Annotated in this window: 21 protein-coding genes; 6 read left to right on the plus strand and 15 right to left on the minus strand. The window is 38.1% G+C overall.

Annotated features, from left to right (window positions below):
* Positions 1-4: 4 nt before the first annotated feature.
* The 5 genes from B3H30_RS20605 to ubiE form a co-directional block, all read right to left on the minus strand.
* On the minus strand, positions 5-379 hold the full coding sequence (locus B3H30_RS20605; RefSeq protein WP_070565633.1) for a DUF423 domain-containing protein: 375 nt from the start codon (positions 377-379) through the stop codon (positions 5-7).
* An 11-nt stretch (positions 380-390) separates the two neighbouring features.
* The gene (locus tag B3H30_RS20610; protein WP_236560229.1) at positions 391-894 is read right to left on the minus strand and encodes a GNAT family N-acetyltransferase; all 504 of its coding nucleotides are present in this window, start codon (positions 892-894) and stop codon (positions 391-393) included.
* Between the two features lie 36 nt (positions 895-930).
* Entirely contained in the window at positions 931-1380 is a 450-nt protein-coding gene (locus B3H30_RS20615) for a GatB/YqeY domain-containing protein (protein WP_070565629.1), read from the minus strand.
* A gap of 10 nt (positions 1381-1390) precedes the next feature.
* Positions 1391-2152: an SDR family oxidoreductase gene (locus B3H30_RS20620; RefSeq protein WP_070565627.1), complete on the minus strand. Its 762-nt coding sequence runs from the start codon at positions 2150-2152 to the stop codon at positions 1391-1393.
* Positions 2153-2218: 66 nt separating this feature from the next.
* The gene (ubiE, locus tag B3H30_RS20625; RefSeq protein WP_070565625.1) at positions 2219-2959 is read right to left on the minus strand and encodes a bifunctional demethylmenaquinone methyltransferase/2-methoxy-6-polyprenyl-1,4-benzoquinol methylase UbiE; all 741 of its coding nucleotides are present in this window, start codon (positions 2957-2959) and stop codon (positions 2219-2221) included.
* Positions 2960-3344: 385 nt separating this feature from the next.
* Here ubiE and dnaB point away from each other — a divergent pair, with 385 nt between their 5' ends.
* The 3 genes from dnaB to B3H30_RS20640 all read left to right on the plus strand — a co-directional run bounded on the left by dnaB (position 3345) and on the right by B3H30_RS20640 (position 6014).
* Positions 3345-4955: a replicative DNA helicase gene (gene dnaB, locus B3H30_RS20630; protein ID WP_370445164.1), complete on the plus strand. Its 1611-nt coding sequence runs from the start codon at positions 3345-3347 to the stop codon at positions 4953-4955.
* Positions 4956-5367: 412 nt separating this feature from the next.
* A complete protein-coding gene (gene rlmH, locus B3H30_RS20635; RefSeq protein ID WP_070565601.1) occupies positions 5368-5841 on the plus strand; it encodes a 23S rRNA (pseudouridine(1915)-N(3))-methyltransferase RlmH in 474 nt (157 codons plus the stop codon).
* Positions 5842-5867: 26 nt separating this feature from the next.
* Positions 5868-6014 (plus strand): hypothetical protein, encoded by a 147-nt coding sequence (locus tag B3H30_RS20640; RefSeq protein ID WP_172462499.1) that lies wholly within the window; start codon positions 5868-5870, stop codon positions 6012-6014.
* 432 nt (positions 6015-6446) lie between these two features.
* Here B3H30_RS20640 and B3H30_RS20645 read toward each other — a convergent pair whose 3' ends face one another.
* The 4 genes from B3H30_RS20645 to B3H30_RS20660 form a co-directional block, all read right to left on the minus strand.
* Positions 6447-7700 carry a PQQ-dependent sugar dehydrogenase gene (locus B3H30_RS20645; RefSeq protein WP_070565599.1) on the minus strand — a complete coding sequence of 418 codons (1254 nt, stop codon included), beginning with the start codon at positions 7698-7700 and terminating at the stop codon, positions 6447-6449.
* 153 nt (positions 7701-7853) lie between these two features.
* On the minus strand, positions 7854-8099 hold the full coding sequence (locus B3H30_RS20650) for a hypothetical protein (protein WP_046674482.1): 246 nt from the start codon (positions 8097-8099) through the stop codon (positions 7854-7856).
* A 71-nt stretch (positions 8100-8170) separates the two neighbouring features.
* Positions 8171-8995: a glutamate racemase gene (gene murI / locus B3H30_RS20655; RefSeq protein WP_070565597.1), complete on the minus strand. Its 825-nt coding sequence runs from the start codon at positions 8993-8995 to the stop codon at positions 8171-8173.
* A 53-nt stretch (positions 8996-9048) separates the two neighbouring features.
* Complete coding sequence (locus B3H30_RS20660) at positions 9049-10464, minus strand: glycoside hydrolase family 125 protein (RefSeq protein WP_070565595.1); 1416 nt, start codon at positions 10462-10464, stop codon at positions 9049-9051.
* A gap of 195 nt (positions 10465-10659) precedes the next feature.
* Here B3H30_RS20660 and B3H30_RS20665 point away from each other — a divergent pair, with 195 nt between their 5' ends.
* Together B3H30_RS20665 and aroQ are read left to right on the plus strand one after the other, a co-directional pair.
* A complete protein-coding gene (locus B3H30_RS20665; RefSeq protein WP_070565592.1) occupies positions 10660-12333 on the plus strand; it encodes a gliding motility protein RemB in 1674 nt (557 codons plus the stop codon).
* A gap of 267 nt (positions 12334-12600) precedes the next feature.
* Positions 12601-13020, plus strand: a complete 420-nt coding sequence (aroQ, locus tag B3H30_RS20670) for a type II 3-dehydroquinate dehydratase (RefSeq protein ID WP_070565703.1) — start codon at positions 12601-12603, stop codon at positions 13018-13020.
* Between the two features lie 89 nt (positions 13021-13109).
* Here aroQ and B3H30_RS20675 read toward each other — a convergent pair whose 3' ends face one another.
* Genes B3H30_RS20675 through B3H30_RS20695 form a run of 5 tightly spaced genes read right to left on the minus strand, consistent with a single transcriptional unit; the run spans position 13110 to position 16809 of the window.
* Positions 13110-14084, minus strand: coding sequence for a bifunctional riboflavin kinase/FAD synthetase (locus B3H30_RS20675; protein WP_070565590.1), 975 nt, complete (start codon positions 14082-14084; stop codon positions 13110-13112).
* 55 nt (positions 14085-14139) lie between these two features.
* The gene (gene truB, locus B3H30_RS20680; protein ID WP_070565588.1) at positions 14140-14862 is read right to left on the minus strand and encodes a tRNA pseudouridine(55) synthase TruB; all 723 of its coding nucleotides are present in this window, start codon (positions 14860-14862) and stop codon (positions 14140-14142) included.
* Between the two features lie 9 nt (positions 14863-14871).
* Positions 14872-15666, minus strand: coding sequence for an undecaprenyl-diphosphate phosphatase (locus tag B3H30_RS20685; protein ID WP_070565586.1), 795 nt, complete (start codon positions 15664-15666; stop codon positions 14872-14874).
* A 22-nt stretch (positions 15667-15688) separates the two neighbouring features.
* On the minus strand, positions 15689-15928 hold the full coding sequence (locus tag B3H30_RS20690; RefSeq protein ID WP_046674488.1) for a DUF3098 domain-containing protein: 240 nt from the start codon (positions 15926-15928) through the stop codon (positions 15689-15691).
* Between the two features lie 2 nt (positions 15929-15930).
* Entirely contained in the window at positions 15931-16809 is an 879-nt protein-coding gene (locus B3H30_RS20695; RefSeq protein ID WP_046674489.1) for a cell division protein FtsX, read from the minus strand.
* A gap of 217 nt (positions 16810-17026) precedes the next feature.
* Here B3H30_RS20695 and leuS point away from each other — a divergent pair, with 217 nt between their 5' ends.
* Positions 17027-19810, plus strand: coding sequence for a leucine--tRNA ligase (leuS, locus tag B3H30_RS20700; RefSeq protein WP_070565584.1), 2784 nt, complete (start codon positions 17027-17029; stop codon positions 19808-19810).
* A 53-nt stretch (positions 19811-19863) separates the two neighbouring features.
* Here the strand turns inward: leuS and B3H30_RS20705 are convergent, their stop codons facing one another.
* A complete protein-coding gene (locus B3H30_RS20705) occupies positions 19864-20145 on the minus strand; it encodes a GNAT family N-acetyltransferase (protein ID WP_070565582.1) in 282 nt (93 codons plus the stop codon).
* Positions 20146-20339 lie beyond the last annotated feature (194 nt).

The raw sequence follows: 20339 nt of genomic DNA on the forward strand, positions 1-20339 counted from the left end.
AAATCTACAAAAAACGAACGATAACAGCAACCCAGCCTGCGATCATAAGCAATCCGCCGAGCGGGGTAATTGGGCCAAGAAACTTTAGATTCTTTTTCCAGTATTCAGCAAACGATAGAAAATATATACTTACAGAGAATAAAATAGTTCCTAGTGTGATCAGATAAAATGCCACTCGTTCAGACTGAAGCTCAAACCGAAAATTGAATCCTAGAATCAATAGGGTTAGTGCAGCATACATTTGATATCGCACGCCGACCTCAAAGGATTCCAGTTTTTCAGCGGATAGGATTTTTTTGAACGCATGGGCTCCAAATGCACCTAGGATAATAGCGAGGCTGCCAAATAGAGCGGCCGTGATGATGACAACGTTTTGCATGCCTGAATTTACTAAATTGTGGGTTTAATCATATCAATATGAAGGATTCCGTAATCAGGGTAGGGCTCGGAGATTTGTTTAAACCCTAATTTTTCATAAAAGGATTTTAAATGAAATTGTGCGCCTATTTGTATCTCGCCTTCACCAAATTCTTTATAGAGCGATTCGATGGAATGAATCATTAATTGTTGACTCAAACCGGTTCCGCGAGCTTGCTCAGCGACAATGACCCGACCGATGGAAGCCTGCGGATAGGAGAGACCAGGGGGAACTAATCTCGTGTATGCAATGATATCATCATTGTGTTCCGCCCAAAGATGGAGACAAGCAAAGTCCTTATCGTCCAATTCAGGATATAAGCATTCTTGTTCCAAAACAAAAACTTCCATTCGAAGCTTTAAGATACGATACAGTTCTTTATTGTTGAGTTCATCAAACTTCTTGAGGTTCCACTGAAAATCCATCATTAAAATAAAAAAAAGAGTCAAATTAAATCGATATATCAGGGAAGACATACCCGATTTAATTTGACTCGAGTGATTTGAAAACTTTTATGCGAGAAGACTTTTAACGACTTCAGAGATTGTTTTGCCATCAGCTTGTCCTGCAAGCTTTTGATTTGTTGCACCCATTACTTTACCCATATCTTTAATGGAAGAAGCTCCTGTTTCTACGATAATTGCTTTGACAATGGTTTCAACTTCTTCTTTGCTTAACTGTTTGGGTAGGTAAGCCTCGATTACTTTTTCTTCCTCAACTTCAATTTCATACAGATCTTCACGGTTTTGCGTCTTATAAATTTCAGCAGATTCGCGACGTTGTTTGACAAGTTTTTGTAACACTTTAATCTCCGCCTCCTGGCTAAGATCTTCTGCATGACCTTTTTCTGTTTTCGCTAAGAGGATAGCTGCTTTAATCGCACGTAAACCACGTAATTTTGCCGTGTCTTTTGCGATCATTGCTGCCTTAATGTCTTGATTTATTTGTATTTCTAATGACATGATATTTGAATTATTTTCGATTGACAAGTGTGCCTGTGGCCTGCGCTGTAGGCATGATTAAGAGATCGTTGATATTAACATGTGCTGGTCTGGTAATGACGAAAAGGATCGTTTCCGCAATATCTTTCCCTGTTAGAGGTTGTACACCATTGTAAACATTTTTAGCTCTTTCTCGATCTCCATGAAAACGAACTTCCGAAAACTCTGTCTCTACCATTCCGGGATCGATGGAGGTTACCTTAATGCCTTGCGTTAGCAAATCAATACGCATCGCTTTAGTCAATGCGTCGACAGCATGTTTGGTCGCACAGTATACATTTCCATTCGGATACACCTCTTTCCCTGCAATAGATCCTAAATTAACAATATGAGCGCCGTTGTCGGTATCCATAAGGGGTATCACAGCTTTACTTACATACAATAAGCCTTTGATATTGGTATCAATCATTCTGTCCCAATCGCCGATATCACCATCTTGAATAGGATCTAATCCCTGGCTCAACCCAGCATTGTTGATGAGAATATTTATTTTTTTCCATTCGGGGGGCAAACCTCCAATTTGGTTTGCAACTTGCTTAGCATCTCGGACATCGAGCTCAAATATATGGATCTGAATAGTCGGGTAGGCCGCAAGTAGTGTATCTCTTAATGTTTCTAAACGGTTTAACCTGCGCGCGCAAAGTAAAAGATTATACCCCTCTTTCGCTAAAACTTCGGCACAAGCCTGACCGATGCCGGAACTTGCTCCTGTAATAAAAACTGTTTTAGTCATATATTGTAACTAGTTGGTATTTAAAATTTAATCAGATTTTCCCTAAAAAAAAGCGCCTCGGTCACCCTATTTTGTAGCAATATAGATGGTACAGATGCCAAACGTCTGTGGTCTAACAATAGTTTCATTAAAACCAGCTTTTTTGTTTATGGCCACGAACTTTTGGCCGTCCGGAAATTGAGCAACGGATTCCGGTAAATATTCATATGCACTGGAATCTTTTGAAAAGAATTTTCCAATGGTTGGTGTGATAAACTTGAAATAAAAATTATACAATTGTTTAATGGGGAACTTTTTCGGATTAGAAAATTCTAAAATAACAGCTTTCCCACCAGGCTTTAATACGCGGTATATATCCGATAAGCCCTTTTCCAGATTTTCAAAATTGCGGACACCAAATGCTACAGTAACTGCGTCGAAGGTATTATCTTCGAATTGAAGCCGCTCAGAATCTCCTAACTGAACTTCAAATTGATTCGCTAATCCCTTGCTTGCAATCTTTTTCTTGGCGACTTCAAGCATGCCTTGGGAGATATCGACACCAATAATCTTTTTTGGATTCAAGATTTTAATTGATTCCAGTGCAAAATCACCAGTTCCTGTCGCTACATCCAACATCAGTTGCGGTTTTATGGACTTTAAGGAATTGATGGCTTTTTTACGCCATATAATGTCAATACCCAAAGACATGAAATGGTTCAAAAAATCATAGGAATGCGAGATATTGTCAAACATATCTGCTACCTGTTTCTTCTTCCCATCGTTGGCGTCTTTGTAGGGCTTTAGTGTTGAGGAATCGTGCGTCATTTTACAAAGATACAATATATGAATATTTTTCGGTGCTAAAAAAGGGATTTGTTTTCATATCAAAGTCAGTTTATTTTGATGGTAGTGGAGGATATTGATTTGTTTTTGACCATTTTGCTTATTCACAATAGTTTAAGTTATTAACATTTTTTTAAAGTATTGATTTTGAGTGGTAAATTTTTATTTTCAACATCTTTTCAACAGTAGGTGTTGAAAACTAATCCTGTAAATCTGTGTCCATCAAAGCTTTTTGAGGGTTCGGATCTGATCGTCGAATTTCCCTGTTTGTAAATCCTCATGGTGGTGAATTTTATTTTTTATACATTTGTTATCCTATCTAAAATTTATAAGGATAGCAAAGCTATATTTCTGATATAATATCATGATGAACGACAGTAATTTTGAAGCGAATAACACGGATAATAACAAACGGGGTAATTATGGCGAACGTCGTACCAAATTAAATAATTTGGTGAGCGGTTTGGGTAAGCTTCCGCCGCAGGCAGTGGACCTTGAAGAAGCTGTTTTGGGGGCTTTGATGCTGGAGAAAAATGCACTGAGTGAAATTATTGATATTCTAAAACCGGAATCGTTTTACAAAGAATCACATCAAAAGATCTTTGAAGCGATTTTTGGCCTCTTTCAAAAGACTTCTCCAATTGATATATTGACAGTTACCTCGGAACTTAGACGGATGGGGGCTCTTGAAATGGTCGGCGGTGCCTACTATATTACGCAATTGACAGATCGCGTGGTTTCTGCAGCTAATATTGAGTATCATGCCCGTATTATTTCTCAAAAATATATTCAGCGTGAGCTTATTAAGGTTTCTACCGAAATTATCAATAGTTCATATGATGAAACATCAGATATCTTCGATCTTTTGGATCATGCCGAAAAAAGCTTGTTTGATATCGCGCAAAATAACTTGCGAAGAGATTCAAGAAAGATGGATGATATTATGCGTGAGGCGATTTCTAATCTTGAAATGCTCCGGGATCGCACAGATGGTCTAACAGGTGTGCCTTCGGGTTTAACAGCCTTGGATCGTATGACTTCAGGTTGGCAGCCTTCTGATCTTGTTATTATTGCAGCACGTCCAGCGATGGGAAAAACTGCATTTGTACTTTCTGTCGCGCGTAATGCCGCTGTGGAACACGGTAAAGCAGTCGCCGTATTCTCGCTGGAGATGTCATCTGTTCAGCTCGTCAATCGTCTAATCGCTGGTGAAACCGAAATTGAGCAAGAGAAATTGAAAAAAGGAAATCTTGCTGATCATGAATGGCAACAATTACATTCGAGAATTGGTCGATTAACTGATGCGCCTATTATTATTGATGATACGCCGGCGTTGAACGTGTTCGAATTTAGAGCAAAATGTAGGCGTCTAAAAGCACAATACGATATCCAAATGGTGATCGTCGATTACTTGCAGTTAATGCACGGTAAAGCAGACGGTAAAGGCGGGGGTAACCGGGAACAAGAGATTGGTAGTATTTCGCGCGCGTTGAAGTCTGTAGCTAAGGAATTAAATATCCCCGTGCTTGCATTGTCGCAATTGAGCCGTGCAGTAGAGTCAAGACCGGGCAATAGTAAGCGTCCTATGTTGTCCGATTTACGGGAGTCTGGTTCTATTGAACAGGATGCTGATATGGTTCTTTTCTTATATCGACCTGAATATTATGGTTTGACAGAAGATGAAGAGGGACGTCCTACTGCCGGTGTCGGTGAAGTTATTATTGCAAAACACCGTAATGGTGAGACCGGAATTGTTCCACTTCGCTTTGTGGGTAAATTTGTGAAGTTTGTGGATTTAGAAGATGAGTTTTCGGGTATGGGTGGTGGAGATGGATTCGGTGATGCGCCGGCTACATTTTCTGCTTCGGCCTTGAATCCGTCGCCAAACTTTGCAGATGATTTTAGTGCTGGAGGTTTTAGTGGAGGTATTACTATGCCCTCCCGAATGAACGATATGCCTGATGATGCGCCATTTTAGTGGTTAATTTTACATAAGTATTCCTAAATAACAGAAAAAACCGAATGATTTAAATTCGGTTTTTTCGTTTACCGCGTCCGGCTTGTTTTCGCTAGTAAAACAAGGTTATTATCCATTTTCAAAGTGATGTATTAAGGGGGTACGCAAAAATAAATGTTTTAAAACTAAATGAACAAATGGGGTTAATGTTTTTTTGTCGTTTTGATTGTTTTTATTTTAAATAAAATCGGAACTTTGTGCGCCTTTGGGTTTATTAGAATGGTAGCTTTTAGACTTAGTATAACAGGTCTTAGACAAAAGTTGGTGATCAGTTTTTCGACAATGACAGGAAGCTAATGGATATTCATTATTTTGGATCGAGCAAGTTAGCTTTTATTTGGCTATTGATAGCAAAAACAAATAATATATTTCGATGAAAATAACATTACTTTGTATAGGTAAGACGGATGACAAATACCTAATTGAAGGTATTGAAAAGTACATTAAGCGATTAAAGTTTTATGTGAACTTCAGTATTGTCGTTATTCCCGATATCAAGAATGTCAAGAATCTTTCTGCTGAACAGCAAAAAGATAAAGAGGCTTTGCTGATTTTGAAACAGCTACAACCACAAGATCTAGTAGTTCTGCTAGACGAACATGGAAAAGAATTTCGCTCCTTGGAGTTTTCAGCTTATTTGGAAAAAATGATGGTACAAAGTGTTCAGCATTTGGTATTTATTATAGGAGGCCCCTATGGGTTTGACCAAAAGATTTACGATCGGGCAAAATCAAAAATCGCTTTATCGAAGATGACGTTTTCGCACCAAATGATTCGTTTGTTTTTTACAGAGCAGCTTTATCGTGCTTTTTCCATCATGAAGGGGGAGCCTTATCATCACGAATAATATGGAAAAAAGTCCGTAACTTCATCATGAATAAAAACAAGCTTATGAATTTGCCCAACAAACGAGATTATCACTATAAAAGTGACGAAGGAGAGAAAAATAGCCAATTGAATAAATACATTATGATTGCTTGTATTATTATCGTGATCTTATTGGCCTATTTTTTCGCATAGCTTAATGTCTTTCCATACGGATTTAGTAAAAGAAATAAATCTCTTACTTAATATCCGTATGGAGGATATCAGCAGATGATTTTAATAAATTTTAATTGAATTGTTTAAGCAAGAACGCTTAATTTTTGGGAGAAGATTGGCAGGTTTTGCGCGTTCTTTTTGGGGCGGTGTTGTTTACGAATCCCCAGTTGGTCATATAGAATGACAAGGGATTAATTTCTAATAATTTTTTCATTTTTTCTTTTTTTACCATATAATAATTTATTGATTCGCTAATAGATGATCAATAATCGAGCCAAACTATGATATTTGTCATGTTCGAAAAGAAATATAGAAAATAAGGTCAATAAAAGTAGTTGAAAGTGTGTTTTTGAGGGCCAAGTCAAAATAAAACGCAGCCCATTTGAGAGGGGCTGCGTCGAATCAAGGAATTTATTTTTTATCAATTTTATATAATTTTCCGATATCTGTGATAGCGTACAGCGCGCCATCTTTTCCCTGCGTGATATCTCTAAATCGTTGTCCTTCACTACCTAATAGACGCTCTTCTCCAACCACCTTGTTATCCTTCAGTATAATTCTGGCAATGTGCATGCTGCTCAAACCGCAAATAAAGAGATTATTCTTCCATTCTGGAATATTCTGTCCGGTATAGAATGTAATTCCACTAGGAGAGAGGACCGGATCCCAATAATAGACAGGTTGTTCCAGACCGTCTTTTTGTTGTATACCCGCGCCAACTTTATCGCCTTTATACTCTATACCATACGTAATCGTTGGCCATCCATAATTCTTGCCAGCTTCAATTCGGTTCAGCTCGTCGCCGCCCCGTGGACCAAATTCGGTTTCCCAAAGATCGCCGGTTTCCGGATTTAAGGCAAGCCCTTGAGGATTGCGGTGTCCATAACTGTAAATTTCCGGACGGACATTTGGCTTGCCTATAAATGGATTTCCTGGAGCAGGCTGTCCCTCAGTGGTGATGCGTAAGATCTTGCCCAATGCTGCATTAAGATCTTGTGCCAATGGTCTTGTAACCAAATCAGATCTTTCACCCGTACTCAAAATAATATTTCCTTCTTTATCAAAGATAATACGACCACCATAGTGCAGATTTCCTTTATGAGCCGGAGTAGCTTGATAGATCACCTTGGCACCTTCTATCGATTTCTCGTCTGCAGACAGTTTTCCTTTTGCAACAGCCGTCAACGTCCCAGCAGCGGTATTATCAGAGAAAACCCAATAAATCATACGGTTTGATTCGAATTTTGGATCAAGACGTAATCCCAGAAGTCCACCTTGCCCACTGCTATTGACTTGAGGTAAACCTTTTATTGGGTCACTTAATTTACCGTCCGCCGTTGCAATGCGAAAATTCCCCTCTTTTTCTGAGATTAATAATCGGCCATCAGGCAGCGCAGTTATGCCCCACGGAGATTTTAATCCCTCAGCAATTACTTTACCTTCGAACGGCGTGCTTGTCTTTGCACCCTGAATTCTCGTTTGTCCGGCAAATGCTGGTTTATAATTTGTGTTTGCCTTCTGTGTTTCTACCGGAGGGTAACTTGTTGTGTCAGTTGCAGCGTTTGCGCTGCTATCCGAACTCGAATTTGAATTCGCATGGTTGGAATTACATGCGGTTAATCCTAAAGATACTGTTAAGAGGCTTATTGTCAGTTTGGTTTTCATTATCTGTGACTTGTTTTTGGTCTGATTATCTGCTTGAAGATATTAAAAATTAATGAAATATTATTTTATAGAATGTAATAATATAAATATATAACTCTATTAATAAGAAAGGGAGGATGCTAGCCAGCCAATAGATTTTAAATATTAAAAGAGTTATTTTTCCGCCAGGCAGTGTTTTACGATTCGGTGGAGTTCAGTTTCCTTGTTTACATAATAATCACTTATATCTAGAATCGTGTTTGTGTTTAAATTGTAGATACACACCGGTACATAGTTAGGCTGGGCAGATGTCTCGAAAGTTTTAAAATAATCTGCACTTTCCTGAATACTTGAAAATTCTTTGGATTCACAATGTTGTGTATCCTGATTGTAAGCAATGGTTATAAAGTTCTTTTTCATTGTACTAGCCTTTTTATCAACATAACGAAGACCAGGGAGTAAAAGTTTTAAAAATCATTGCCTTTTATTTGTTAAACACTGATGTGGCTTGCGGCTATTGGCTTTCCAAAAAATATTTTTGCTTTACTTTCAAAGTCTCTTGGATCATCTGTCGTATAGAAGGCCAATTGTCCATTTTGGGAACAAATAGTTTCAATCTCCTGATGACGATGGAGATAGTCCCTTAAGCTATTTGCAACAATTGGACCCTGAGAAATGATATTGATATTGCTTGGTGTATATTTTTTGATTACGGGCAGCAATAATGGATAGTGGGTACAGGCAAGCACAATAGCGTCGATCTGATCGGACTGTTGTAAAAGTTCCCGTATATCTTTTTCTACAAAGTAATGAGCGCCTTCTGTATTGATTTCGTTATTTTCTACTAAAGGGACCCAAAAAGGACAGTCATGTTGAAAAACTTCTATTTCTGGATTAAATTTATGTATTTCTATTTTATAGGATTCAGATTTTACCGTTCCCGTAGTAGCTAAAATCCCGATCTTATTAGTTTTCGTAAAATTGTGTACAATTTCGGTAGTGGGTCTGATGACGCCGAGGACTCTCTTTCCCGGCGGTAGATCATGTTGTTGTATGGTTCTTAATGCTTTTGCTGAAGCTGTATTACATGCCAGAATAACAAGGTTACAGCCTAGATCAAAAAGTTTAAAAACACATTGTTTGGTATAGTTATAAACGGTTTCAAAAGACCGTGTACCATAAGGGACCCGAGCATTGTCCCCTAAATAGATATAATCGTACTGAGGTAAAAGATGTTGAATTTCCTTAAATACGGAGAGTCCTCCGTAACCGGAATCAAAAATGCCAATCGGACCTGGTTTTGATAAGTTATCCATAACACAATGTTATAAGCTCTTCCACTTATAACATTGTGTTACAAGTTTCAGCTTTATTGAAGCAAAGATGGTTTCTCTTTGTATATTTTCCAAATTAATTCGCCAAATAATGTATTTGTCCAAGCAAACCAATGTCTTGTGAATTTTTTAGGATCGTTTTTATGAAAAGACTCATGCATAAATCCAGTTCCGCCATGCGTATTGACCAGCGTTTTGATGCAATTGCGAATCTCGTCATCATTTGTCGAAGTTTGCGCTCGCATAATAATGGACATCGGCCAGATCATATCTCTTCCTATGTGAGGTCCGCCAATACCTTCTGCTGCTGTTCCCTTAAAAAAGAATGGATTTTTATCAGACAAAACAAAGTTACGTGTACGTTGATAAACTTCGTTATTTAGATCGACAGCCCCTAAATAAGGTAGAGCCAATAAACTCGGAATATTTGCATCATCCATCATAAGATGGCTCGAAAAACCGTCTACTTCAAAGGCATATATCCGGCCTAGTGTCGGATGGTCGATGATACCATATGTATTGACTGCTGTTTCGACCTCATTCGCAAGAGCTTCCATTTTGACAGCTAGTTCATGTTCATTTTTAACCTTTTTCAAAATTTCGGCAGATTGTCTAAGGCTAACGATCGCAAATAAATTGGACGGAATAAGAAAGGAGAAAATGGTAGAATCGTCTGACGGTCGAAAACTGGAGCAGATCAAACCAACTGGATTTACAGGATATCCGTAGCCATCTACTTGTAATGTATCGGAGCCTCTGGAGGTTGTACGTTCAAATTTGTACGGGCCTAGACTATCTTTACGCTGTTGCTCAACAAAAGTCTGATATATTTTATGTTGCGCTTCTAACCATTCTTCATTAAACGGGCTATTGTCATTCGTTTCTTTCCAATAATGATAAGCTAATCGAATTGGATAACACAATGAATCGATTTCCCATTTTCGTTCATGGATTCCAGGTTTCATATTTGTGTGATCACTGAACCATTCGCCTTTTTTGGTCGGATCGTTATAAAATGCATTGGCATAGGGATCAATATTGATACATTTACTCTGCTTTTGGATTAAGCCAACAATAAGATCCTGTAGTTTTTTGTCCTTTTTCATAAAAGGAAGGTATGGCCATACCTGTGCACTGCTGTCACGCAACCACATGGCATCAATGTCCCCTGTAATTACATAGGTATAATTTCTTCCGTTTTGAACATAGGGAAATACGGTAGTATCTAAGGTATTAGGAAAGCAGTTGTTAAATAACCAAGCCAGTTCCTTATTTTTAACATTTTTCTGAAATTCTACAATTGCATCTTCGATGACCTTGCTCGAGAAAAGTCTTTTCTCTTTACTTGTTCGTACAGTGGGAAAAGAATGTTCTTGAGCAAATGAAAATTTGCTTGTAAGTGCACCCGCGGTTAACAGGCTTGCGTTTTGGATAAATGTTCTGCGTTTCATGCTTGCTAGGACTGATTTTTATGTTATAAGGTTATTTACTAAAATGCAAGATATAAATATTTTTGAATAAAAGGAATAGCAAATACGATTTAGCATTATAAAATTGACTGAACATAGGAATAAAGTCATTTTTATTCGGTTAATTTGCGTTTAGGAATGCATTTTGCTAGAAAAAATAATCTTTGAAATAATTTTATGAGGCTTAATATAACAAAAAATAATAATTTACTCCGAATTGTGCTGGCAAGCATGGGGGTAGGTATTTCCTTCGGCGGTTTTGCCCAGATCAAGAGTCAGCCTTATTCGTATCATTTTTATCAAAAAATGAACGATGCGGTTTATTCTACTGAGACGAGAATGCACACTGCTGCTAAACCATTCGTCATCAAAGACTCTTTATTGTTAGCCAAGTTTGATTCAATCCAATCCAATAAGCCTGTTTCTTCGTCCAATTGGTTTATGCGTAAGATTTTTAATGAACATCTGGTGCAGGTTGAGAAAGAAGATTATACATTCTATGCTGATTTTTTACCGGATCTTTATATTGGAAAGGATATGTTAGGTGACAAGCGTCGGACATGGATGAATAGCAGAGGATTTCAGGTGGGATTGAACGTGGGTAATAAATTTACATTCAATACTTCCGCATTTGAAAGTCAGGCGGTATTTCCCAAATATTTGGATGACTATATCGTAGCCAATAAAGTTGTGCCGGGGCAGGCGAACTCAAAATTTAAGTCCAACAATAAAATGGATTGGATGTATGCGACAGCAAGTATGACCTATGACGCGCATAAGTATATTCAGGCAACTTTGGCTTACGACAAAAACTTCATTGGGGATGGATATAGATCCATGCTTCTCTCTGATTTTTCATCGAATTATGCGCATCTGAAATTAACAGGGACGATAGGGAATGTTCAATATACGTCGATTTGGGCCTATATGAATGATCCGACGCATCCTAGACAGGATTTAACAGGTACATATCCGATGGAGGGTGAACCGAACAAGCGTTTGGGCGATGGTAAAAAATGGGGGGCTTTCCAATATCTGGACTGGAATGTGACCAATAAATTATCAATTGGCTTTTTCCAATCTGTTGTTTGGGCTGCGCAAGACGATGCAGGTAAAAGAGGTTTTGATTTCAGTTATATTAGTCCTATTATCTTTATCCGACCTGTTGAAAATAATAATCGTACTTCGCCAGACAAAATGTTTTTGGGGTTAACTTCCAAATATAAACTACCCTATAATTTGACGGCATATGGTCAGTTCTTATTGGGGGAGTTTACCGCCAAAGAGTTTTTTGCTGGGAATGGATATGCGCATAACAAATGGGGAGCACAACTTGGTGTCAGGGGATATGATATGTTTGGTGTGAAAAACCTGAACTTTTTAGCCGAGTATAATACAGCCAGACCATATACTTACGCACACTTTAAGTCGTATTCAAACTATAGTAACAATGCCGAGCCATTGGCTCATCCGAAAGGGGCAAACTTTAGAGAGCTTGTTGGCCTTGTGAATTATGCATGGGATAGATGGGACTTTTCGTTACAGGGTATGTTTACCCAAAATGGACTTGATCTGCCTGATGGAAGTAATATGGGCGGTAACATCTTCCAATCCTATAATACAATACCAAATCTATATGGAAATCATATTGCCCAAGGAATAAAGAATAATATCTATTATGCGGATGCTAAGGCTGCCTATGTGCTTAATCCCAAGTATAACCTCCGTTTAGAACTTGGTTATACCCAACGTTACGCAAAAGCACAATATGAAACACCTGTAGTCAATAAATCCGGCGTAGTGTCATTTGGACTTCGTTCAAGTTTCCGGGCAATTTATAACGATTTATAGAAATTTTTATAAACCGATCTATAATTAAAATAAACTATATTGTTTTGGCGATAAATGCTGTAAAACCAATATAGTTTATTTTTAAATATAGTTTTAGCACAAATTGACAATTAGGGAAGACAACTTGGATACAATTAGAATAAATATCCGATCGTGGACGATCCCTTCTTATGATGTGTTAGGGCTTAAAAACGATTTGCTTAAACAGAAAATGGCATGGGTTCGCTTAGTTAGCCAATGGACCAGCACAAAACTAATGTTATTCCAATGAAAAAAATCCTCGTACTGAATGGCCCAAATTTAAATTTGTTGGGTGTAAGGGAGAAATCAATTTATGGTAGCCAGGACTTCCTGAGCTATTTTGAAGAACTAAAACAACAATTTGAAACAGTGGAATTAGCCTATTTTCAAAGCAATTCTGAAGGAGGATTAATCGATAAGATACACGAAGTCGGTTTTGAATTTGATGGAATTGTGTTGAATGCCGGAGCGTATACTCACACTTCAGTTGCGATTGGGGATGCAATCGCAGCAATCACAACACCTGTTATTGAAGTTCACATAAGCAATGTCCATCAAAGAGAGGAATTTCGTCATCATTCGTTCCTCGCAAAGAATTGTAGAGGGGTGATCTGTGGTTTTGGCCTGGATAGCTACAGATTGGGTATAGAGGCGTTTATTAAATAATATCTTCTTTTGCAAGGAAGAGAAAAAATAGCTATAAAACAAAAAAGCGGGAATTCCCGCTTTTTTGTTTTATAGCTAACAGACTTGTTCTAACCAATAAGACTTCTGATTTCGACTTCGTCTGCTTTGATCTGAGCTTTCATTTCTTCAAGTGAGTCAAATCGTTCATCGTGTCGGATAAAATGAAGGAACTTTACGCGGAGTGTCTTGCCATAAATATCCTGATCGAAATCGAATAGGCTGATTTCAATAGCCCGATTCATGCCATCGACAGTGGGCCTGGTTCCTATATAGCCCATGCCTTTCGCGATGGATACTGGACTTTCCTCTTTATACTCTCCCGTAGTGATGTTTTGGATATGATTATAGATGTATACCTCAACAGCATAAATACCATAGGCTGGTATTAGTTTATGAGGTTCGTGAACCTGAAGGTTGGCTGTTGGAAATCCGATGGTACGACCAATTTGGTCGCCTCTAATCACCGTTCCCGTTAATTCAAAAGGATAACCTAAATAGAGATTAGCCGTTCTTATATCGCCTTTTATAAGCGCTTCACGTACGCGCGTGGAGGACACTGCAATATCATTGATGTCTTGCTCCGGAATTTCGTCAACGCTATAGTCAAATATAGATGCAAACTGCTCCAAATCGCCCATCGAACCCTTTCGATCTTTGCCAAAATGGTGATCATAGCCTATCACAATCTTTTTTGTGCCCAATTTGCCAACAAGAACATTGCTAATATATTCTTCCGGAGTCTGATTGGAAAAATCACGGGAAAAAGGAATGATAATTAAGTGGTCAATTCCTACTTTGCTTAATTGACTGACCTTTTCTTCGATATCGTTGATCAGGCGTAAACTATCATCGTCTGGATTGATAATCAATCGTGGATGTGGAAAAAAAGTAAGCAAAATTGTCTCACCATTAATTTTATGAGCTGCTTCCTTTAGGTGAGCCAATATTTTTTGATGGCCAATATGAACTCCATCGAAAGTACCGATGGTTACAACTGCATTTTCAACTGGTGAGAAATCATCTAAACTTCTGTAGATTTTCATTTATAGGAGTTTTTGCAAAAATAAGATAAAGAATCAATAAAATGGGACGGTAAAGTTATTTAATGATTTCTTTATGACGTTTTATTTCAGCGATAAGTTGTTCAAGGTTCCAAGCATTTTCTACGCGATAATCTCCACTTTTGGTGCGTCGCAAGGAACTCAGATGTGATCCACTCTGTAAGAATTTTCCAAAATCGTAGGCCAACGATCTGATGTAAGTTCCTTTTGAACAGGATATACGAAAATATACGTTGGGGAGCTCGATTCTTTCAATGATAAAGCTATTGATACGTACCTGGCGGGACTTTATTTCAACCTCCTCGCCACGACGGGCCTTTTCATAGACACGTTCGCCATTAATTTTTATGGCTGAATGGGCGGGGGGAAATTGCTGAATATCGCCTTCAAAGGATTTTGCTGCTTCGAAGATCATGTCCTCCGTGATGTGATCGATTGAAAAGGTTTGGTCAATTTCTGTTTCCAGATCGTAAGAAGGCGTCGTCGCTCCTAAGGTGATCGAACCCGTGTATTCTTTGTCCTCAGCTTGGTAGCTGTCTATTTTTTTTGTTAGTTTTCCAGTGCATACAATGAGTAGCCCCGTTGCCAGTGGATCTAAAGTCCCTGCATGACCGACTTTTAATTTTAATGGCTTGATTGAGTTTCTAACTTTACCAACAACGTCAAAACTTGTCCATGTTAAAGGTTTATCGATCAACAACATTTCTCCTTCAGCAAAGTTGAACTTTGCTGAGTTTTCACTAACCTCTATATTTTCCATCCAAAGATTTTAGATAATTTGTAAACTATGACCCGAAAGTAGGAGGGCAAGAATAATTACACCAACGATGATTCGGTACCAACCAAATGCTTTAAAACCATATTTGGTTAAAAAGCCGATAAAAGACTTAATGGCGACGATTGCAACAACGAAACCAATTAGATTTCCGATAATAAGCAAATTAAGTTCTTCTCCCGTGAAGGTGTTACCTTCTTTAAAGAACTTTAAAAGCTTTACGGCAGAAGCGCCAAACATCATAGGCAAAGCAAGGAAAAAGGAGAATTCCGCAGCAGCTTTACGTGTTAGTTTCTCGGCCATACCACCAATAATTGTGCTTGCAGATCTTGAGGTACCCGGAATTAATGCAAGACATTGGTATACCCCGATCATAAAAGCTTGTTTGTAGGAAACCTTGTCCGAATCTTCAACAGTTGGTTTGTTGAACCACTTGTCAACAAAAAGTAAAACGAGACCGCCGACGACCAACATCACGGCGACCATTAATGGACTCTCCAGTAATGCATCAATATAATCGTTGAATAACAAGCCCAACACAGAGGCGGGGATAGCTGCAATGATCAATTTGTAGTAAAATGATAGTGTTTTAAAGAAACGCTTGTAGTATAACACCAATACGGATAATATCGTTCCTAACTGGATGACAATTGTAAATAATTTGACAAAAGCCGATGGTTGAATACCCATTAGGGCAGTAGCAATGATCATATGACCTGTCGAAGACACAGGCAAAAACTCCGTTAATCCTTCAATGATAGCAAGGATGATAGCTTCAATAATAGACATCTGTTTGAGGTAAGATTACGCTTTAATTTGATTTGTTTTTGGGACGATATAGGATTGCCGCGAATCCGATCGCAAATCCAAGAACAACAACAATAGGGGCCAAGGTGATCTTGGTAAAGCTATAAATGTCAGTTTCACCAGACATCAATGTAAAGCCAATGACTACAATAGCTAAGCTCGCTATAAACAGTTGGTAATTTACTTTGGAGAATACAAATGAACCTTTATTGACTGATTCAGTAGATTTCTTTATTTGAGCCATTTTTATCTGTATAAATCGTTAGATTGTGCCTTTAAATATTTTGTTACTGCGAAATAGGTGCTAAGTCCCGAAATGAGAATTCCAATCAGGATTACGCCTAAAAAGATCACTGCAAATTCAAACCAGTTGCGTAAAAAAACCAGTTCCGGTATTTGCTGTTGTGCAAATTTCAGCGTTAGAATGAGCAGTAAAATCGCGATCAAAGATCCCAATAAACCATGAATGATGCCATATGTTATAAATGGTTTACGAATAAAGTTTTTAGTCGCCCCAATCAATTGCATACTTTTAATTAAGAAACGCTGCGAATAGATCGCAAGACGTATCGTATTATTGATTAAAGCTACGGCGATAATCAGTAAGATAACCGCAAAAGCAAGAACAATCATTCCGATGATGCGTACGTTTTTGTTGACCATGTCAATTAATGACTCTTGGTATACAACTTCTTTAATTTTATTGTTTTTGGAAATCTTTTCAATAAAAGTTTTAATGCTATCTGTATTGGCATAATTCTCTTTCATGTAAACATCTAAAGAAGGCAATAGTGGGTTATGCCCCAGATATTGTACGAAATCTTCACCAAGATCTTCTTTCAAGTTTTTTGCAGCCAATTCTTTACTGATATATTCGGTGCGAAGTACGTAAGGATCTTTTTCAAGGTCTTTTTGTAGTGAAAGGACATCACCTTCACTTGTGCCATCATTTACGATGACATTTAAGACGATATTTTCCTTAACGTATTTCGAAAGATTTTTAGCGTGCACCAAGAGTAACCCCAACATACCTGTTACCAGCAACACGAGAGCGATACTGATAACCGTAGATACATATACAGATTTTGTTTTTCTTTTTTGTGTGCTTAATTCGTATTCTGACATAATAAGCAAAAATTTATTTGCGAAAGTAACTATTTGAGTGGAAGATTTCGAATTAATCTTGTAATTACTTTGATAAAATCTATTCGAACGCTGTTTTCTTCCTATGTTTAATTAACTTTTCAATACTATAATTTATTGTTCAAACTACAAAACTTTTATCACATTTCAGTATTAAAATCGTAATTTCGCAAGTCATAAAAATTCCTTACGAATAAAAATGGAGTATAATCACAAATCATTAGAGAAAAAGTGGCAAAAATTTTGGGCGGATCATCAAACGTATAAAACGTCCGATACGCATCAAAAGCCAAAATACTATGTATTGGATATGTTTCCTTATCCTTCCGGAGCGGGGCTGCACGTTGGTCACCCGCTGGGATATATTGCTTCGGACATCTTTTCAAGATATAAACGTTTGAAAGGTTTCAATGTATTGCATCCGATGGGATATGATTCTTTTGGACTTCCTGCAGAGCAATATGCCATTCAAACTGGTCAGCATCCTGCTGTTACGACTGAGGTAAATATCAATCGTTATCGTGAGCAAATGGATAACATTGGGTTCTCTTATGACTGGAGTAGAGAAGTACGTACTTCTGATCCGTCATACTACAAATGGACACAGTGGATTTTTATGAGATTGTTTGATTCTTGGTATAATAAAGAGTCAGATAAAGCTGAACCGATCGAAACATTAATCGCTAGGTTTGTTGCAAGTGGCTCTGCTGGCATTTTAGCAGTTTCCGATGAAGATGTCTTGGAATTCAGCGCTGATGAATGGAAATCTTTTGACGAAGAAAAACAACAACGGGAATTGTTGAAATATCGGATTGCTTATTTGCGTGAAAGTACAGTAAACTGGTGTGCCGCTTTAGGTACAGTGTTAGCGAACGACGAGGTAATCAACGGTGTCTCTGAACGTGGCGGTTATCCTGTGGAGCAAAAGAAGATGATGCAGTGGTCTATGCGTATTACGGCCTATGCGGATCGTTTGTTGAAAGGTTTAGATACAATTGATTGGCCAGAGCCTTTGGTTGAAATGCAACGGAACTGGATCGGGAAATCTGTAGGTGCCTCCGTGAAATTTCCCGTGCCACAATTAAATACAAACATAGAGGTATTCACTACACGTGTAGATACCCTATTTGGCGTTTCGTTTATCGTATTGGCTCCAGAGCATGAATTGGTGGCTGCATTGACTACTCCTGAGCAGCAAGCTGAAGTGGATGCCTATATCGAGAAAACGGCGAAAAAATCTGAATTGGATCGTATGGCCGATACGAAAACAGTTTCTGGTGCTTTTACAGGTTCTTATGCTAAACATCCTGTTTCAGGACAAGATGTACAAATTTGGATTGCAGATTATGTACTTGCCGGTTATGGTACAGGTGCTGTAATGGCTGTTCCGAGTGGCGATCAACGTGACTATGTGTTTGCTAAACATTTTGCTCTTCCTATTATTCCTATTTCGGATACCCAACATATTGAAGAAGAAGCTGATCCTAATAAAGACGGGAAATATATCAATTCCGATTTTATCAATGGTATGACTTACCAAGAGGCGGTCCCTGCGTTGATTGCTAAATTGGAAGAATTAAAATTAGGTAAAGCAAAAATAAACTTCCGTATGCGTGACGCTATTTTTGGTCGTCAGCGCTATTGGGGAGAACCCGTTCCTGTCTACTTTAAAAATGGATTACCTTATTTAATTAAAGAAGAAGAATTACCGCTCTTATTGCCCGAGGTTGATAAATATTTACCGACAGAATCAGGAGAACCTCCTTTAGGAAGGGCAAAAGATTGGAAATATGAAGATCAATATGAGTATGAATTGAGTACGATGCCAGGATGGGCGGGCTCTTCATGGTATTGGTTTAGATATATGGATCCAAAAAATGAAGGTAATTTTGCGTCTAAAGAAGCAGTGGATTATTGGAAAGCCGTAGATTTATACATCGGTGGCTCTGAGCATGCTACTGGACACTTGTTATATTCGCGTTTTTGGAACAAGTTTTTGAAAGATTTGGGCTATCAAAATGAGGAAGAGCCATTCCGCAAATTGATTAATCAGGGCATGATTCAAGGGCGCTCTAATTTTGTGTATCGCGTGTTGGATGAAGAGGGTAGAGGCACAAATCGATTTGTATCCTATGGGTTGAGAAACGAATATAAAACAATTCCATTACATGTCGATGTAAATATAGTCTATAATGATCAGTTGGATTTGGAAAAATTCAAAGCTTTCAGACCTGACTTTGCCAACGCCGAATTTGTGTTGGAAAATGGTAAGTATATCTGCGGCAGCGAAGTGGAGAAAATGTCAAAATCCAAATTCAATGTGGTCAATCCGGACGATATTATCGAATCCTATGGAGCAGATACATTACGACTATATGAAATGTTTTTGGGGCCTTTGGAGCAAGCTAAGCCTTGGAATACAAATGGGATTGAAGGGGTTTATAAGTTTTTACGTAAAGTATGGCGACTGTTCCACGATGCTGAGGGTAGTTTCACTGTTTCCGATGAAGATCCATCCAAAGCAGAGTTTAAAGCCTTACATAAAATTATCAAAAAGGTGGAAGACGATATTGAGCGTTTTTCATTCAATACTTCAGTTTCAGCCTTTATGATCTGTGTCAATGAATTGACCGAGTTGAAATGCAATAAAAGACAAATATTGGAACAGCTTGTCATTATTCTTCAGCCTTATGCACCACATATTACGGAAGAGTTGTGGGCGCTGTTGGGTAATGAAGCTGGTACACTATCTTACGCTTCATATCCTGTATTTAAACCAGAATATTTAGTTGAATCGGAATTTGCTTATCCGGTGTCTTTCAATGGTAAGATGAAATTTAATCTGTCATTGGCACTTGATTTAGATCAAAAAGCAGTAGAAGATACGATTAAAGCCCATGCTGATGTACAACGGCATTTAGATGGGAAGGCGATCAAAAAGATTATTTTTGTCAAAGGAAAAATAATCAATATCGTCATTTAATCCACTCAATACAGTATAAAAAGCCGTTTTATCAATAGGATAAAACGGCTTTTTTATGCCAATACATCTTGAAAAGCTATTGTTTTATCGAAGATAGCTTTCGCATAGGGACAATTTGGGATAATTTTGGCGTCATTCTTTCGGGCGTAGTCAACAGCCTCCAGTACCAATTTTTTTCCCACGCTCATTCCCTGATACTCGTCGTAGACTTCTGTATGATCAATGGAAAACTCATGATCGTTTTGCCAGGTATACTCTAAAATTCCGGCTTCATTATTTTCAACTTCTGCAATAAAATTGCCTCTTTCGTCCCTTTCGATGTTTCTTATTTCCATAGTTTTTTTTAAAAGTAACGTCTAAATGATCTTTTTTGTTTTATGGAATTTCTCAATTTTAGGATTGCAATCGGGTTTATCTATTTGCGAAAGGATGCGAGAGTATAGGCTCTTATTCACAATTGAAGGTTAAACTCACCGCTAGTCAAACTATCGTTTGCTCTAGGGGCGTTCACAAAAACATACGCATAAAA

This window comes from Sphingobacterium sp. UBA7038 (genome assembly GCF_002494055.1).
Classification (GTDB): Bacteria; Bacteroidota; Bacteroidia; order Sphingobacteriales; family Sphingobacteriaceae; genus Sphingobacterium; species Sphingobacterium multivorum.

Coding starts and splice junctions, on each gene's coding strand:
- B3H30_RS20605 (WP_070565633.1), bottom strand. CDS start 379: ATGCAAAACGTTGTCATCATCACGGCCGCTCTATTTGGCAGCCTCGCT.
- B3H30_RS20610 (WP_236560229.1), bottom strand. CDS start 894: ATGTCTTCCCTGATATATCGATTTAATTTGACTCTTTTTTTTATTTTA.
- B3H30_RS20615 (WP_070565629.1), bottom strand. CDS start 1,380: ATGTCATTAGAAATACAAATAAATCAAGACATTAAGGCAGCAATGATC.
- B3H30_RS20620 (WP_070565627.1), bottom strand. CDS start 2,152: ATGACTAAAACAGTTTTTATTACAGGAGCAAGTTCCGGCATCGGTCAG.
- ubiE (WP_070565625.1), bottom strand. CDS start 2,959: ATGACGCACGATTCCTCAACACTAAAGCCCTACAAAGACGCCAACGAT.
- dnaB (WP_370445164.1), top strand. CDS start 3,345: ATGAACGACAGTAATTTTGAAGCGAATAACACGGATAATAACAAACGG.
- rlmH (WP_070565601.1), top strand. CDS start 5,368: ATGAAAATAACATTACTTTGTATAGGTAAGACGGATGACAAATACCTA.
- B3H30_RS20640 (WP_172462499.1), top strand. CDS start 5,868: ATGAATAAAAACAAGCTTATGAATTTGCCCAACAAACGAGATTATCAC.
- B3H30_RS20645 (WP_070565599.1), bottom strand. CDS start 7,700: ATGAAAACCAAACTGACAATAAGCCTCTTAACAGTATCTTTAGGATTA.
- B3H30_RS20650 (WP_046674482.1), bottom strand. CDS start 8,099: ATGAAAAAGAACTTTATAACCATTGCTTACAATCAGGATACACAACAT.
- murI (WP_070565597.1), bottom strand. CDS start 8,995: ATGGATAACTTATCAAAACCAGGTCCGATTGGCATTTTTGATTCCGGT.
- B3H30_RS20660 (WP_070565595.1), bottom strand. CDS start 10,464: ATGAAACGCAGAACATTTATCCAAAACGCAAGCCTGTTAACCGCGGGT.
- B3H30_RS20665 (WP_070565592.1), top strand. CDS start 10,660: ATGAGGCTTAATATAACAAAAAATAATAATTTACTCCGAATTGTGCTG.
- aroQ (WP_070565703.1), top strand. CDS start 12,601: ATGAAAAAAATCCTCGTACTGAATGGCCCAAATTTAAATTTGTTGGGT.
- B3H30_RS20675 (WP_070565590.1), bottom strand. CDS start 14,084: ATGAAAATCTACAGAAGTTTAGATGATTTCTCACCAGTTGAAAATGCA.
- truB (WP_070565588.1), bottom strand. CDS start 14,862: ATGGAAAATATAGAGGTTAGTGAAAACTCAGCAAAGTTCAACTTTGCT.
- B3H30_RS20685 (WP_070565586.1), bottom strand. CDS start 15,666: ATGTCTATTATTGAAGCTATCATCCTTGCTATCATTGAAGGATTAACG.
- B3H30_RS20690 (WP_046674488.1), bottom strand. CDS start 15,928: ATGGCTCAAATAAAGAAATCTACTGAATCAGTCAATAAAGGTTCATTT.
- B3H30_RS20695 (WP_046674489.1), bottom strand. CDS start 16,809: ATGTCAGAATACGAATTAAGCACACAAAAAAGAAAAACAAAATCTGTA.
- leuS (WP_070565584.1), top strand. CDS start 17,027: ATGGAGTATAATCACAAATCATTAGAGAAAAAGTGGCAAAAATTTTGG.
- B3H30_RS20705 (WP_070565582.1), bottom strand. CDS start 20,145: ATGGAAATAAGAAACATCGAAAGGGACGAAAGAGGCAATTTTATTGCA.